The following is a 14,319-nucleotide window of genomic DNA, read 5'->3' as shown; positions in this document are numbered from 1 at the left end:
AACTACTCGAGATAGCCGAGTTCGCGGAGCCGGTCGCGGGTCTCCTCGTCGGCGTCGGACAGCGCATCCTCGGCGTCGGCGACGCGCTCGTCGGGATCGTCCCACGCGCCGCCGACGGCCTCCTCGAACCGGGCGAGCGCCCCTTCGGTCGCGGCGACGATCTCGTCGGCGGCCGGATCGACCGGTGACGCCTCGGCCGGGTCCTCGTCGAGCCGGTAGCCTTCATCGGGAATGCGATCCGCACGGACGTACTTCGCGTCGGTGCTGCGGGCCGCGCGCAGCCGCGAGTACGCGCGGTGATCGTCGGGAAGCACGATGCCGGCCTCGCTGGCCTTCTCCTCCAAGTGGTGGAGTTCGATGACCGGCTGGGCGTACTCGACGAACGCGTAATCGCCGTCGGCGGTGCCTGCCTCGCTGCCCTCGTTCCCGAGAACGGCCCGCTGGCCGGGATCGGCCTCGTTCACTCCGTCGAAGGCGCGATACTCGCTCGAGAGCAGCGACCGCGTTCGGTCGCGGTCGACGGCGCCATCGTCGCCGGCCGTCGTCCCCACGGCCGCGGGATCGACACCGGTGGCGTCCAACACCGTGTGATAGCAGTCGAGCAGTTCGACGAGGTCGTCGCGCCGGTCGGCCTCGAGGTCGGGGTGTTTGACCAGCAGCGGGACGTTGATGAGCTGGTCGTAGAGGGCGAACTCGTGGCCGTAGAGGTCGTGTTCGCCGTGGAGTTCGCCGTGGTCGGCCGCAACGACGACGGTGGTGTCCTCCCACTGGCCGGTCTCGCGCAGCCAATCGAACAGGCGGCCGAGTTCGGCGTCCATGTGGGCGATTTCGGCGTCGTACAGGCCGCGAATGTCGTCCCACTCCTCGTCGTCGATCTCTCGAGCGCCCGAATTGAACTCCTTGGAGTTCTGGCAGACTGAGTCGGGGTCGACGCCGGGGGCAAACTCCTCGCGGTACTCCTCGGGCGGGTAGTACGGCAGGTGGGCGTCCATCAGATTGATGAAGGCGAACCAGCCCTCGTCGCTGTCGCTGTCGTCGATGAACGATCTCGTGCGGTCGATAACCGAGGGCGTCTTCGAGTCGGCACCCTCGCCGCTGGCGAGTTTCGAGTGGGCCATCGCGCCAAGATGGACGAGTTTCGATGCCAGACTGTGGAGGTAGTCGTTGTCGTTGACCGCCTGCCACGCGCTGGCCAGCGGGCCGGAGAGCACGTCGCCCGGGAGCACCTCGAAGAACGAGTCCTGCGCGTCGAAGCCGTCGGTGAGCCCGGTGTAGGGCGTGATCCAGGCGTTCGAGGAGTAACACGCCGTATCGTAGCCGGCCGCCGACAGGGTCTCCGCGAGGGTCGTCTCGCCCTCGAGGTACGGGCTGCCCTGGTCGGCCCCGTGTTGACTGGGATAGCGGCCGGTAAACAGCGAAGCGTGCACCGGCAGCGTCCACGGCGCGGGGGCGACCGCCGACTCGAAGACGGTCGCCTCCTCGGCGAACCGCGAGAGTTCGGGCGTCGTCTCTCGCCCGTAGCCGTACGGGCCGAGATGGTCCTTTCGGACCGTGTCCAGAACGACGAAGAGGACGTTCGACTGACGGGTCGTGTCCATTACTGACGACACTCGGCTCCACGCCAATAAATCGATTGAACGGTGGCGAACCCGACGGAAGCGGCGATCGCTGCTTGCGAGCGTCGATCAGACGTTTCAAGTTTGCTGACGATCGATACCGATTATGGACGAGCGTAACCGGCGCGCATTTATCATCGGCGGTCTCGGGACGATCGCTGTCTTTGCCGTCCTGTTCTTCGCGGTCGGTGCCCGTCGCGTCGTCGACTCGCTGCTGTCGGCGGACCCGTCGTTGATCGGAGCGACGTTCGCCCTCGCACTCTGCTGGTTGGCCGCCTGGAGCCTGATGCTCCGAACCGTGCTCGCCGCTCTTGACGTTCACGTGCCGCTCGTCAAGTCGTTCTTCGTCTACGCCGGCGCCGTCTTCGCCAACAACGTCACGCCGTTCGGTCAGGCCGGCGGCGAACCCGTCGCGGCGCTGCTCATCTCGAAGGTCTCCGACGCCCGCTACGAGACCGGCCTCGTCGGCATCGCGAGCGTCGACGTCATCAACGTCGTCCCCTCGATCGCGCTCATCCTCGTCGGCGTCGCCTACTACGCGACGACCGCCGCCCTGGGCAGCCGCCTCGAGACGGCCGTCGGCTCCGCGGTCGCCCTGATCACCGCCATCGTCATCGTCATGATCCTCGTCTGGCGATATCACGACCGACTCGTCGAGCGGCTCCCCGCTATCGTCGCGCCCCGTCTCGGCCGGCTCGGCCTCGAGCGCTTCGAGTCCGACACGCTCGAGGCAGACCTTCGCGATCGGCTGGGTCGATTCTTCGAGAACATCGAGCGCGTGGCGACCGATCGGTGGCGGCTCGCCGCTGTCGTCGGGCTGTCACTCTGTGGGTGGCTCTTCCAGACGGCGGCGCTTACGGTCGCGTTCGCCGCGCTCGGCTACGATGTCGCGCCCTACGTCCTGCTGTTCGTGATACCGCTCGCCAACCTCGCGGGCGCGGCTCCCCTGCCCGGCGGACTCGGCGGGATCGAGGCCGCATTCGTCACGCTGCTCGTGCCGACGACCGGGATTCCGGCGTCGATCGTCACCGCAGCCGTCCTCATCTTCCGGGGCGCGATCTACTGGATGCCGGTGTTGATCGGCGGCATCTCGGTCTCGGCGTTCGGCGTTCGGGCGGTCCGATAAGCGTCTCGCGTCGGGACACCGTGCCGTCCGACAGCGTCATTCCTGCTGAACCCGGACGAGCAGGCAGCGACCGATGTATCAGGAAGGTCACTCCGGTTTCAACGCCCTGCTGTACGCCCCGTTTCTGCCGGTCGTCGCCGACACGGCGTCGCTCGAGCTGGCGCTGGTGGGAGCGCTGATCGCCATCGGCGTGGCCAACCTCCCCGATATCGATCAGCGACTGCCGTTGATCGACCACCGCGGTCCGACCCACACCGCTTGGTTCGCCGCGCTCGTCGGCGTGGCCGTCGGCGTCGGGACCGCCGCCGCGCTCCCCGAGTCGCCACAGGGGTTTCGATTCGGCTTCGCCGTTGGAACGTGTGGCATCCTCGCCCACCTCGCCGGCGACGTGGTGACGCCGATGGGGATCGCGCCGTTCGCGCCCGTCTGGCGGCGACACGTCACGCTCGGCTGGTTCAAATCCAAGAACGCGCGGATCAACCGCGCCGTGTTGCTCGCCGGCTCGAGCGCGCTGGCCGCGTCGGTGTGTCTGGCGCTCGTCGGCCCCGCAGCGGGCCTCTGAGGGACTCGCGCTCAGCCGTGGAACGGGCGTCCGGTCGCCCGCCACGCGATGAGTACGATCGCCGCCGTCCAGAGCACCACCGTCGCGGCCGGGCTATGTACCGGCAGGCCGGGGCTCCACGACGTCTCGAGCGGGAACAGCCAGTCGATCCCCTTCGGCGAGAGCGAGTCGATCGCGAGGTGCGAGCCGATCGCCAGCGCGACGGCGGCCGCGAGGTCACGATCGCGACCGACCGCGTAGACGCCGGCGACGACCGCCAGCGCGAACAGCGGCGTGTGCGTGAGCCCGCGGTGGACGAACGGCCATGCTAGGGTCGCGGGAAAGAGGAAGTCCGCATCCGGGAGGAGGCCGAAGACGAGCCCGAGGCGGGGATCAGCGTCGGTGAAGGCGTAGACCAGCGCGTACCCGACGACGGCGTGGGTCGCGAACGCGCCCGCGAGAAACAGGATTCGACCCGTCTCCATCGAACGACTGTTCGACCAACCGTCCGACATAGTTTGCGGTTCGATTCGAGCGAGGCGGTCCCCACCGTCGATCGACGACTCGCGACATCCGCCGCCTGCCGGTCGCGGCGTGGTTCCGCCCGCCGAACCAACACAAATTACAGGCAGGGCGGATTACGCTCGGGGCATGAGTCCGTTGCAACTCGAGGGGACGCCGCCCTGGCTCGAGTCGATGTTCACGTCGGAGGTCGCGTTGGCGGTGTTCTTCGGGATCTGTATCCTCGAGGGCGCAATGTTGTTGCGGTTCATGCCGAGCGAACTCGTCGTGCCGGCCGCGCTGGCGCTGATCGGCTCGACGATCTCTCAGGCGATCGCGATCGTCGCCCTCGCGGTCGTGGGGACGACGATCGGCCAGTTCTGTCTCTTCTGTGTCGTCCGTCGCGGGGGGCGAGAGTACGTCCTGCAGACGCGCTGGTTTCCGATCTCCGAGTCGCGTCTCGAGCGGTTCGACGGCTGGTTCGATCGGTGGGGAGCGATCGCCGTCCCGGTGAGTAACACGATGCTGTTCGTTCGCGGCCTGCTGACCGTCCCCGCGGGGCTGTCGGAGATGGACGGCCGGACGTTCGTCGCGCTGTCGGCCGCCGGCTCGCTGTCTTTCCAGTCGATACTGGCCGGGCTCTACCTGTTCGGTGGCCACCTGCTGGCGTGAGCGCCGAGCGGGACCAATACGTCGCGGCGAAAAGGGGTCTCGAGGCGATCAGTCGCCCTGCCGGTAGACGGGGAGGCGAAGCCTGACGCCGGCGTCGTGGAGCTGCCACCTGATCTCGGAGCCGGCCCACACCAGCCCGGCCAGCAAGGCGATGCCGACGGCGGCGAACTCCGAAGAGCCCATCCAGACCGGGCTCACGAAGAGGAGCCCGTTGTAGATTCGATGCGGAAGGATCGTCTCGACGAGGTCGCCGAGGAACTCGAGGGGTTCGAAGCCGAACAGCCCGTCGCTCCCGCCGCCACCGTCACCGCCGGTTTCGGCGGCCGTGCGCGACTCGAGGCCGAGGGAGGCCGCGCTCGATCCGTTAGTACTCTCGTCGCCGGTCTCGAGGCGCTCGGCCTCGTAGGGCAGCGACGATCCGACTTGCCAGACGATCGCGCCGGACTCGTTGACCTCCATGACGCGGTTGCCGTGCGTGTCGGCGATCAGCGTGTTGCCGTTCGGGAGTCGGTCGGCGTCGCGGGGCCACTGAATCCGGTCGTCCTCCCAGACCCAGGTCTGATTCCACTCGCCGTCCTCGCGCTGGAACTCTTTGATCTGAGCGTTCTCGGAGTCGGCGACGAGGATGGCGGGCCCGCCCTGACTTTCGGGGATGTAGTCGGGGTTGTGCTGTTCGTTCAGGGTGTCGTACTCGTTTTCGGACCCGAGCGTCCAGTCCTCGAGCAGCCCCTCCTGCTGGTCGAGGAAGACGACCTGGTCCTGATTCCGCAGACTGACCATGATTCGGCCCTCCATCTGCCCGTTCTCGATGTACTCGACATCGTTGATGTGTGCCCAGTCGCGGGGCCACTCGTGGCCGCCCTCGAGCGGGAAGTCGCTCTGGGCGTCCCAGAGCCAGTCGACGACCTCCGTCTCGGTGTCGACGATGAACACCTGATCGTGGACCATGTCGGCGACGACGAAGTGAGTCTCGTTGATTCGGTCCGCGTCGTGCCACTCGGCGGCGAGTTCGTTGGGATCGTAGCGCTTGTAGAGCACCTCGACCTCGCCGGTCGTGAGGTTGGCGCGCTCGATGACGTTACGGGTACACGGCGGCGAACCACAGTACGGCTTCTCGGTGTGGATCGTGTCCGTCGCGGCGTACTCGACGGTCAGGGGCTGACCCTCGACGGGGTCGACGTCGAAGTACTTCGTGCGCGTGTTGTTGTAGTAGATAACCTCGCCGTCGGGCGCGTACGCGGTGATCGTCCCCGCTCGCCCCGATTCGGTGACGACCGTGTGGTTCTCCGTCGGCGGCGCGTCGGGAACGTCCGCTTTCGACGCCGTCGAGAGGCCACCCGACGCCGCCGCGCTGGCGACGACGGCCGCCGAGAGGAGGATGAGAACGGCGAAGGCGGCCCGGAGCCGGTTTCGCGTGATCTCCGACCGGACGCGGTCGATCGACGGGAGCGACTCTGCGTTCACGGATCGATCACCATCGAGTACGTGCACACCGTCTGGGCAATCATCCTTTGTCGGTTCCGGATCGCGCTACTAGTACTTTTTCTAACGACATCACCGTCGATGAGACAATCAGGTTCGAGAACGCGTTTCGGTTCAGTCGTCTAGGTCGTCGGCACGCGTCGTCGTGAGGACGGGAACCGGCGCCGTTCGGATCACGCGCTCGGTAAAGCTGCCGAGCAGGTGTCGATCGAGTCCGGTGTGACCGTGCGTTCCCATCACGATGAGATCGATCCCCTCCGCGTCGGCGTAGGACGTGACCTCTCGCGGCATCGAGCCGGTCGCGAGCGTGGTCGTCACCTCCTCGATGCCGCCCTCTCTGGCGATACCCTCCGCCTCGTCTAAGACTCCCTGGACGTTCGCCTCGAGTTGGTCGGAGAGCTGTGCCGATCCGGCGTCGCCCACCTCGGGGAGTTCGTCGACGACGGAGAGGAGGTGCAATCGCGCGCCGTGGTGAGCGGCGAACCTCACGCCGAGTTCCAGCGCCGCCGTCGCGTGCTCGCTCCCGTCGGTCGGCACCAGGATATCGCCGTAGGGGAAGGTCGACGGCCCGTCGTCGGTCGGCCGAACCGTCAGCACCGGCACGTCGCTTCGGTTCACGACGTGGTCCGTGACGCTTCCGAGGACGTACTCGCCCAATCCGCGTCGGCCGTGAGCGCCCATCACGATCAGGTCGAACTCGTCGGTCGTGGCGTACTCGACGATTACTGAGCGCGGGTCCCCCTGCACCACGTCGGTGACGACCGACACGTTCCGTCGGTCGGCCAGTTCGGCAGCCTCCGAGACGATGTCGTCACCCTCTCGCTCGAGGACATCGACGACATCGCCGCCGAGTCGCGTGAGACTGGGCTCGTTCGTGTCGGCGACGTTGAGCAGGTGGACCGTCGCTCCCCCGTCGGCGGCGATGTCCAGTGCGTGTTCCAGCGCCGCCGTCGCGGGGTCGCTCCCGTCGATCGGAACGAGGATCCGAGTGAGCATGCCCCGGCGTTCGACGCCGAGGCGCTTACGTCTGTGGGATGATGCGATTCGAGACCGGTCACCGCGGCTCTCCCGAACGACGGTCTGGAAAAAGAACGGATCAGCAGAGCCGCGAGTCGCAGGGTGGTCAGGCTGATTCGACGCGAATCTCGCCGTCGGCGGTGATCGTCACGAGACAGTCGCTGTACTCGAACGTTATCGACCCGCTCGAGCGGAGCCCGTTGGGCCGCGGTTCGAACAGTCGCTCGAGTGCGTCGGCGTTGATCGAGTAATGGAGCGGTTCGAGTTCAGTTACATCCTGGTTACGGAACGTTGCGACGGCGTCCGCCACGGCAACGCTGAGCGGTTCGTCGTCGAGTCTATCATACTGCACGGAATAGTGATCCCCCATCGCGGTCGACGGTGATCGTGAACTCATCTCGGTCATGTGTTGTACGTACCCCCAGTACGTTCGGTGGGAAGTCATCCCACTCTTCATGAGTTGTTGCAAAGAGCCTGATCGTTAACTGTGTAACAGCCGATTCAGGTGGTGGTTAATCAGTTAACCCCGGCGGCGGCCGATCCCTCGAACAGCGCCGCGAACAGTTTCCGCTCTGCGGACCGAACGTGCTTGTGAAAGGCCGGGGAGGAAATCGCCAGCGAGTCGGCGACCTCCTCGCCGGTCGCCTGTCGCGGCCACTCGAAGAAGCCGCCGTGGTAGGCCGTCTGTACGACTTCGCGCTGGCGGTCAGTGAACGTCTCGAGTAACGCGTTGCGCGCGGGACCGCTGAGCGTCGAGCGATCGTCGGTCGCCTGCTCGCGCCGGGCGACCATCGATACCGACGGCCCGCTGCGATTGACGCCGGAGAGGACCTCGCGGATCTCGACCGCGTCGGGGACCTCGATGATCGCGCGGCCGTCCGATTCGTCGGCAACGAACTCCCGCAATCGCGCGCCGTGCGTATCGACGATCGACCCCAGAAACGCATCGCTCAGTCGAAGCTGGAGCAACGTCTCGCCCTCGTGCTCGGCGATCGTCGACAGGTCGCTAATCCCCTCGAGAATCGCGTGATCGACGGCCTCGGCCACGTCGTCAGCCGGCCCCTCGACGGCGGCGAAAACGAGTTGCGACCCGTCGGCCAGCATCGTCGCCCCCTCGTAGGTCACGGGTTCGCCGAGGTGGGCGGCGAGCCGACACAGCGTCGCGTCGGCCCCAACCTCGAGTTCCACCTCGGTCCGGTTGTCGCCCAGCAGCGCGTTCTTGCGCTTGACGGCGTCGATCGCGTAGGCGATCGTCTCGCCGAGTTCCGCCAGAGTCTCGCGGAGCGTCTCGTCGAACGCGTTGCGCTCGTCGCCGTAGATCGAGAGCACGCCGTAGAGGAATCCGTCGTAGACGAGCGGCACCGCGTACACCGACTGGAAGTTCCGCGACAGCGCCGTCCCGCGCCACTCGCCGTCGTGGACCGACTCCGCGACGTTCGCGACGGAGACTGGGGTCCGCGTCCGGGCCGCCTGCCCAGTCGGTTCGGCGGCCGACTCGTCGACGGTCGTCACCGTCACCGCGTCGAGGTAGCCGCGGTTGAGTCCGGCGTGGGACCGCGCCTGCAGTTGGTTGCCGCTCGGGTCGGGCTCGCCGATCCAGGCCATCGAACACGCCTCGAGCTCGGCGAGGCGTTCGGGAACACCGCGTTCGATCTCGGCGCGGGAGTCGGCCATGAGGAGAAGCTGTTCGATCTCCTGGCGCACCTCGTTGGCGTCGTTGACCCGCTCGAGGTGGCGGTTCTGTCGCTTGAGTTCGCGTTCGCGGTCGTGGAGGCGGCGAGTCCGGCCGATCCGATCGAGCGCCGCTTCCGCCGCCGTCGCGAACAGCTGTGCGAGTTCAACGGTGTCGGTGTCGTATCGGCTGACCTCGGTCGAGAGCGCGACGAGGACGCCGTGTTCGCCAAGCGGGACGTACAGTCCGCTTCGGGCGGCCGTCGCCTCGTCGTAGACGGCGTCTTCGGTCCTGATATCGTCGAAGACCGAGGCTTCTCCGGTGACGAACGTCTCCCAGGCGATGCTGTCGTTCGGTCCGAGCCGCGGCGGCGAGCCGAACCCCGACTCGATCGTCTGCGAGTACGCCGCCGGCTCGAGTTCGTTGTTCCGGTCGTCGAACCGGTAGACCACGCTGTCGAGGTCGAGGACGTCGGTCGCGACGTCGACGATGTACTCACAGGCGGCCTGCTTCGATTCGACGGCCAGCAGGTGGCTGCTCGCCTCGTGAAGAGCGTTGAGCGTCTCCTGATACTGGACCCGTTCGGTGATATCGCTGGCGACCCCGATCACGCGGTCGACCTCGCCGTCGTCGACGATCGGCCGGTACCAGGTCTCGAAAAATTGGTCGTCGACGCGACTCTGGGAGTGGATCTGCTCGCCGTCGAGTGCCGCCCTCGCGTTCGCACAGACCTCGGGGTAGCCCTCGAGGATATCGAAAAACGACGTTCCGACGGCCTCCGTGGAGTCGGCGTCGAGGTTCTTCAGGCCGCGTCCCTCGAGGAGCGTTACCGTTCCGTCCTCGTCGAGAACGAACAGGACGACGGGGACGTTCTCGACCAGCGTCTGTAACCGCTCCGTTCGCTCTGCCAGATCCTGATCGCGCTCGACGCGGTCGGTCACGTCCCGCCAGTAGACCGAGATTCCCGACGGCGAGGGGTAGATCCGGGCTTCGATCCACACGTCGTAGGACTCGAAGTACGCCTCGATCGTCTTCGGCTCCTGCTCGTCCATCGCCTCGAGGGCGCTCGCCTGGAACTGCGTCCCCTCCATCTCGGGGAAGAAGTCGAGGATCTTCCGTCCGAGTAGCTCCGATCGCTCGATATCGAGCAACTCGAGCGCACGGTCGTTGACGTACGTAAAGCGCCAGTCCCGATCGAGCGCGTAGAACGCGTCGGTCACCCGCTTGAACGATTCGGTCAACTCCTGTTCGATTCGGTGATACTCGGTGATATCACGAATAGAGGCGATGACGCCGTCGACGAGTCCGTCGTCGAGTCGGTTCGTCAGGGCGGCCTTGTGAACGTACCAGGAACCGTCCGCGTGCTGGCACTTGTACTCGACCGATCGGGTCGTCCCGATCCCCCCCGACTGGACGGCGTCGAACTCGTCGGTCACGGATCCCTCGTCGTCCGGGTGGACGTACTCGAGGATGTGCGAGCCGTACAGCTCGTCTCGATCGAACCCGCCGACGCGTTCGACCGCCGGGCTGACGTACGTGATGGTGCCGGTCTCGTCGATGACGACGAGCAGGTCCGAGGACTGTTCGATCAGCGTCTGATACCACTCCGCATCGCGATCGGTCGCCGACTGTGCCGACGCGAACCGAACCGTCTGCCGAAGCCGATGGGCCAGCAGCGGCGGCTCCCGAATGGTTGTCTTGGCGACCACATCGTCGGCCCCGTCGCTGCGGAGCCGGTCGATCGACTCGTCGGCCGCCGGATCGACGGCGTAGACGGTCGGACACGCCCCGTCGACGGCCGCGAGCACGTCCCGGTCGTCCGTCAGGACGCAGTCGGCTGCGTCCAGCCGCTCCGTCGTCACCTCGGCTGCGGTCGCCACGGATTCGAACACGGTCACCGATCTGTCGGTGAGCCCCGCCGTCGCCGTTCGGATCCACTCCGACGAGCCGACGGCGAGGACGGATACTGGAATCGCTTCGGACTCCTCGAGACCGCGAACCATACCTCTGCTGCGGTCGGCACAGGTAAAAAGGTCGCGTCGATTTCAGTTTCAGCGGTCGGAACTGGTCAGAGATACGATATCCCTCGAACGACCCCGAGCTCGAGCCGCGTCAGGCAGAGGTGAAGGGCGCATCACTCGGCGGAGAGGGGCGCGTGGTCGACCAGATAGCCGTCGTCGGTACGGTCGATCGACCGCACTTCGCGGAGCCGGATCCCCCGTTCCATCTTCGTTACGACCGGCGTCTCGTAGTGCTCGGCGTCGTACTCCAGGGACTTGCCCTCCGCCCGACGGCGGTCGACGAACGAGCGATGGCGCTCGAGGCGCGCGCGACCGACCGACCGCGACAGCGGAGGCACCTCGTCGATCTGCTCGTCGAAGAGCTCGAGCAGGGCGTCCTGAAGTTCGACGCCGACCGAGTGGCGGCCGGCGCACATGGCCGCGAGCGTGGTCGTCCCGGTCCCCCAGAACGGATCGAGGACGGTGTCGCCGTACGCCGAGTACATACAGATCAAGCGATAGGGAATCTCGAGGGGATAGGCCGCCGAGCGCTCCCGGAGTTCGTCGTCGACGATATCGATCGTCTGTAGCTCGCCCGTCACGTCGGTCCAGACGTCCGAGAACCAGCGGTTTCGCTCCTCCCAGAAGTAAGCCGCCTCGTACCGCCGGTCGGCTCGCGGCTCGAACGTGCGGCTCACTTCCCCCTTCCGAAAGATCAGGACGTACTCGTGCTCCAGCGTGACGTAGGCGTTCGGCGGGATCATTCCACTACCCATGAACTTGGCCGCGCTGTTGGCCGGCTTGCGCCAGAGCACGTCCGGCAACGGCTCGAACCCGCGCTCTTCGAACGCCTCGAGGATGCGGGCGTGATTCTGATAGACCCGAAAACTGCCGTCGACCGAGCGGGTCGCATCGCCCACGTTGACGCAGGCGATCCCGCCGTCGACTACCACCCGCTCGAGTTCGTCCCAGACGCGCTCGAGTTGGGCATGCATCGCCTCGAACGCGCCGCGACCGTTCCCGGACGCCAGCGCGTCGCCGATGGCGGGATCGAGTTCGGTGAAGAGGTCGTCCCACATCTCGATCATCGGATACGGCGGGGACGTGACGACGAGTTCGACGGAGCCGTCCGCTACCTCGGCGAGATCGCGAGCGTCGCCGACGAACACGCGGTGGGTCGTCTCCATTGAATGCACCTGTCGGCGTGGCTCCCTTAGCTCCTTCGTCAGCGCTACGCCGGGCGCTCGTCTCCGGGCTCCCCTCTGACAGCGGGTAGAACGGACGGTATCGACGACGTTGCTACGCAAAGCCCGCGCGAGCGGGCCCTTATTCCTCGGGCTCGTCGCCGAGTTCTTCGGGCTCGCCGTCCATCTCCCCGACGTCCTCGACATCTTCCTCTCCCATGTCGCCGAACTCCTCGTCGGTGTCGGCGCCCGTGGCCGGTTCGAACTCCTCGATCGGTTCCCACTCCTCCTCGTCGCTACTCGAGAGGCGACGCCGGAGGAAGACAGCGCCGGCGAGGACGCCCAGCGCGAGTAAGGCTCGCGGCAGTCGCGACCCGGAGTCCGTTTCGACATCGACCTCATCCGTCTCGGTGGCTTCCTGGGCCGTCTCGCGTACGTCCTCGATGATTTCCGGCTCCTCGATATCCTCGATCGATGTCTCCTGGAGTTCGGACTGTCGACCGGCGAGGAAGCCGACGGCCGCGCCGAGGCCGAACAGCGCTCCCGCAAGCGGAAGCCGGCCGCCAGAGCTGGCCTCCCCCGACTCTTCGACGGCTTCGAGAATCGATTCACGCATCGGGGAGTCCATGCCGCGTTCGACCGCTTCCTTGACGATAAGCTCCGACAGCGTCCTGTCCTGTTGTTCCATCTCGGGCATAATCCGCCACGACCACACCACCATACATAGTTCTATTCACCGTTTCTGAGAGGGGAAGCGACTCCACGGACGTTATTCCCGTCCTAACCGGCGAAAAGTCGGTTCAAACGAGATGTTTACCCGCGATCACCCGGACGGACGGGGCCGGCGCGGTGTGACACCCGACGGAACGAGGAGCACGGAGTGTCCCGAATCAATCGCCGTCTACTCGAGTCGCGATGGCTCGCTGCGACACCTGCGTTCGTGGATGCGAGAGAGGACGGACCGCGGGTCGGACCGACCGACGCCAGCGCTCGGTACTCGTCTCGACCGAGGGTAAGCAGCGGCGATACAAAGGGATGGTTTTCGCACTATAAAACCTCGGGGCAAGACGAGTGCCCCCTCGGCGAGACAGAATGCGTTCCATAACGAAAGGGATGCCACCGAAACGGGAACGGATATGAGCGTGCTCCGCCAGCCGGGTGTGCTCGGCCGAACGGCCCACCGTCGCGTCGTGGGCGTTACGGCCGCGCTATCAGCCGCGGTCGTCGAATCGGTCGCGGTCGGACTCTGGTTCGGCTTGATCGTCGGTTCGCCGTCGGCCTCGACCGCACTCGCCGGCCTCGGCCTGCTCTTTTGCGGATCGCTGCTCAGAGCGGGAGTCGTCGGTGCGACCGTCAGCACGCTCGGTGACCTGTTACAGCCGCGTCGCTTAGGCGTGGCACTCTTGCTCACCGCTAGCTGGATCGTCTGGCTGTTCGTGGCCCGACTGTTCGGCGGCGTCCTCGGCGTCGTCGTCGCAACCGCCGTCCTAGCGTGCGTGCTCACCGGGCAGTTCGTCCTCGAGCGACGCGTCTTTAGACAGCCGACCCACCACCGGATCGCGTTCACGCCGGTCGTGCCGGGGCTGTTGATGGCCGTCGGCGCGTCGTTTCTGCTCGTCGCGACGTGGTTCGTCGACTGGGGAGCTTCCTCGCCACCGCTGACGCTCGGACCGACGACGGTCGTCCTCCGGATCGAAGCCCTGCAGATCGCCGTCCTCGTCTTCGCCGTCTTCGTCTTCTGTGCTCATCAGCGCCGCTTCCAGCGGATCCTCGAGCCCTGACCCTCGCGACGGGCGACCGGCCGCCGGCTACCGCCCCTGCGCGCCGACGTTCTGACCGCTCTCGAAGGAGTCCGGATCCGGCTCGATGGCGGCGTACTGTACCGCCCGCCGGCCCAACGTGGCGACCCGCTTCTCGAGTTTTCGATCCGTGAACTCGCCGTCCTCGATGGCGGCGCTGGCGTTGGGAATCGCGGCTTCGTGAGGGATCACCCACGCGTTCAGCGCCCGACAGACCGACCGCATATGCTCGAGGGCGGTCACGGGGAAGGCCCCGCCCGCGACCGCGAGGAGACCCACGGTCTTGTCCTCGAACTCGTCGAACCCGCAGTAGTCGAGCGCGGTCTTCAGCGGCGAGGCGTACGAGCCGTGGTACATCGGCGAGCCGAGGAGGATCGTATCGGCCGCGCGCACGCGAGCCGCCAGTTCGTCGGCGTCGCCCGCGTCCGCACGATCCCGGTCCGCGTCGAAGATCGGCAACTCGTACTCTCGGAGGTCGAGCAACTCGGTGGTCGCTCCAGCCCGTTCGGCGGCCGTGAGCGCGCGCTGGAGTGCGGTCCGAGTGTGACTGCCGTCGCGAAGGCTGCCACAGAGTGCGGCGACGTGGACATCGCTGTCGCTCATGGTCGTTCGGATGGGCGGAAGCGCCAAAAGCTATCCGAACGGTTCGATCGGCGACAGGACGACAGCTGGGAGCCGGACCGCGCCGGCCGATCCGATGTACATTTCG

The 14,319-nt window shown here is 66.5% G+C and carries 13 protein-coding genes; 4 read left to right on the top strand and 9 right to left on the bottom strand.

Annotation, left to right across the window (positions count from 1 at the left end; translation table 11 throughout):
• Positions 1-2: 2 nt before the first annotated feature.
• Positions 3-1,598 (bottom strand): sulfatase, encoded by a 1,596-nt coding sequence (locus tag NKH51_RS04970; RefSeq protein WP_254764143.1) that lies wholly within the window; start codon positions 1,596-1,598, stop codon positions 3-5.
• Positions 1,599-1,722: 124 nt separating this feature from the next.
• Here NKH51_RS04970 and NKH51_RS04965 point away from each other — a divergent pair, with 124 nt between their 5' ends.
• A complete protein-coding gene (locus NKH51_RS04965) occupies positions 1,723-2,742 on the top strand; it encodes a lysylphosphatidylglycerol synthase transmembrane domain-containing protein (protein WP_254764142.1) in 1,020 nt (339 codons plus the stop codon).
• 73 nt (positions 2,743-2,815) lie between these two features.
• Positions 2,816-3,304 (top strand): metal-dependent hydrolase, encoded by a 489-nt coding sequence (locus NKH51_RS04960; protein ID WP_254764141.1) that lies wholly within the window; start codon positions 2,816-2,818, stop codon positions 3,302-3,304.
• Positions 3,305-3,315: 11 nt separating this feature from the next.
• On the opposite strand, the gene NKH51_RS04955 is transcribed toward NKH51_RS04960, so the two are convergent.
• Entirely contained in the window at positions 3,316-3,768 is a 453-nt protein-coding gene (locus tag NKH51_RS04955; protein ID WP_254764140.1) for a metal-dependent hydrolase, read from the bottom strand.
• Between the two features lie 166 nt (positions 3,769-3,934).
• Between NKH51_RS04955 and NKH51_RS04950 the strand changes: the two genes are divergently transcribed.
• Positions 3,935-4,456, top strand: coding sequence for a DedA family protein (locus tag NKH51_RS04950; protein ID WP_254764139.1), 522 nt, complete (start codon positions 3,935-3,937; stop codon positions 4,454-4,456).
• Positions 4,457-4,504: 48 nt separating this feature from the next.
• On the opposite strand, the gene NKH51_RS04945 is transcribed toward NKH51_RS04950, so the two are convergent.
• From NKH51_RS04945 to NKH51_RS04920, 6 genes are all read right to left on the bottom strand, one after another.
• Positions 4,505-5,920, bottom strand: a complete 1,416-nt coding sequence (locus NKH51_RS04945) for an aryl-sulfate sulfotransferase (RefSeq protein WP_254764138.1) — start codon at positions 5,918-5,920, stop codon at positions 4,505-4,507.
• 132 nt (positions 5,921-6,052) lie between these two features.
• A complete protein-coding gene (locus tag NKH51_RS04940) occupies positions 6,053-6,934 on the bottom strand; it encodes a universal stress protein (RefSeq protein WP_254764137.1) in 882 nt (293 codons plus the stop codon).
• Positions 6,935-7,061: 127 nt separating this feature from the next.
• Entirely contained in the window at positions 7,062-7,361 is a 300-nt protein-coding gene (locus tag NKH51_RS04935) for a HalOD1 output domain-containing protein (RefSeq protein ID WP_254765117.1), read from the bottom strand.
• 110 nt (positions 7,362-7,471) lie between these two features.
• Positions 7,472-10,630, bottom strand: coding sequence for a PAS domain S-box protein (locus NKH51_RS04930; RefSeq protein WP_254764136.1), 3,159 nt, complete (start codon positions 10,628-10,630; stop codon positions 7,472-7,474).
• Between the two features lie 131 nt (positions 10,631-10,761).
• Positions 10,762-11,814: a DNA-methyltransferase gene (locus NKH51_RS04925; protein WP_254764135.1), complete on the bottom strand. Its 1,053-nt coding sequence runs from the start codon at positions 11,812-11,814 to the stop codon at positions 10,762-10,764.
• A 139-nt stretch (positions 11,815-11,953) separates the two neighbouring features.
• A complete protein-coding gene (locus NKH51_RS04920) occupies positions 11,954-12,508 on the bottom strand; it encodes a hypothetical protein (RefSeq protein WP_254764134.1) in 555 nt (184 codons plus the stop codon).
• A gap of 439 nt (positions 12,509-12,947) precedes the next feature.
• Between NKH51_RS04920 and NKH51_RS04915 the strand changes: the two genes are divergently transcribed.
• A complete protein-coding gene (locus NKH51_RS04915; RefSeq protein WP_254764133.1) occupies positions 12,948-13,592 on the top strand; it encodes a hypothetical protein in 645 nt (214 codons plus the stop codon).
• 27 nt (positions 13,593-13,619) lie between these two features.
• Here NKH51_RS04915 and NKH51_RS04910 read toward each other — a convergent pair whose 3' ends face one another.
• Positions 13,620-14,213, bottom strand: coding sequence for an NADPH-dependent FMN reductase (locus NKH51_RS04910; RefSeq protein WP_254764132.1), 594 nt, complete (start codon positions 14,211-14,213; stop codon positions 13,620-13,622).
• Positions 14,214-14,319: the final 106 nt, after the last annotated feature.

It is taken from the genome of Natrinema marinum (genome assembly GCF_024296685.1).
GTDB classification, from domain to species: Archaea; Halobacteriota; Halobacteria; order Halobacteriales; family Natrialbaceae; genus Natrinema; species Natrinema marinum.
Note: the sequence above shows the minus strand (reverse complement) of the source record. Positions and strands in the feature narration are given on the sequence as shown.

Excerpts from the sequence above, each read along its gene's own strand:
- NKH51_RS04970 (WP_254764143.1), bottom strand. The coding sequence starts at position 1,598 with ATGGACACGACCCGTCAGTCGAACGTCCTCTTCGTCGTTCTGGACACG.
- NKH51_RS04965 (WP_254764142.1), top strand. The coding sequence starts at position 1,723 with ATGGACGAGCGTAACCGGCGCGCATTTATCATCGGCGGTCTCGGGACG.
- NKH51_RS04960 (WP_254764141.1), top strand. The coding sequence starts at position 2,816 with ATGTATCAGGAAGGTCACTCCGGTTTCAACGCCCTGCTGTACGCCCCG.
- NKH51_RS04955 (WP_254764140.1), bottom strand. The coding sequence starts at position 3,768 with ATGGAGACGGGTCGAATCCTGTTTCTCGCGGGCGCGTTCGCGACCCAC.
- NKH51_RS04950 (WP_254764139.1), top strand. The coding sequence starts at position 3,935 with ATGAGTCCGTTGCAACTCGAGGGGACGCCGCCCTGGCTCGAGTCGATG.
- NKH51_RS04940 (WP_254764137.1), bottom strand. The coding sequence starts at position 6,934 with ATGCTCACTCGGATCCTCGTTCCGATCGACGGGAGCGACCCCGCGACG.
- NKH51_RS04935 (WP_254765117.1), bottom strand. The coding sequence starts at position 7,361 with ATGACCGAGATGAGTTCACGATCACCGTCGACCGCGATGGGGGATCAC.
- NKH51_RS04930 (WP_254764136.1), bottom strand. The coding sequence starts at position 10,630 with ATGGTTCGCGGTCTCGAGGAGTCCGAAGCGATTCCAGTATCCGTCCTC.
- NKH51_RS04925 (WP_254764135.1), bottom strand. The coding sequence starts at position 11,814 with ATGGAGACGACCCACCGCGTGTTCGTCGGCGACGCTCGCGATCTCGCC.
- NKH51_RS04920 (WP_254764134.1), bottom strand. The coding sequence starts at position 12,508 with ATGCCCGAGATGGAACAACAGGACAGGACGCTGTCGGAGCTTATCGTC.
- NKH51_RS04915 (WP_254764133.1), top strand. The coding sequence starts at position 12,948 with ATGAGCGTGCTCCGCCAGCCGGGTGTGCTCGGCCGAACGGCCCACCGT.
- NKH51_RS04910 (WP_254764132.1), bottom strand. The coding sequence starts at position 14,213 with ATGAGCGACAGCGATGTCCACGTCGCCGCACTCTGTGGCAGCCTTCGC.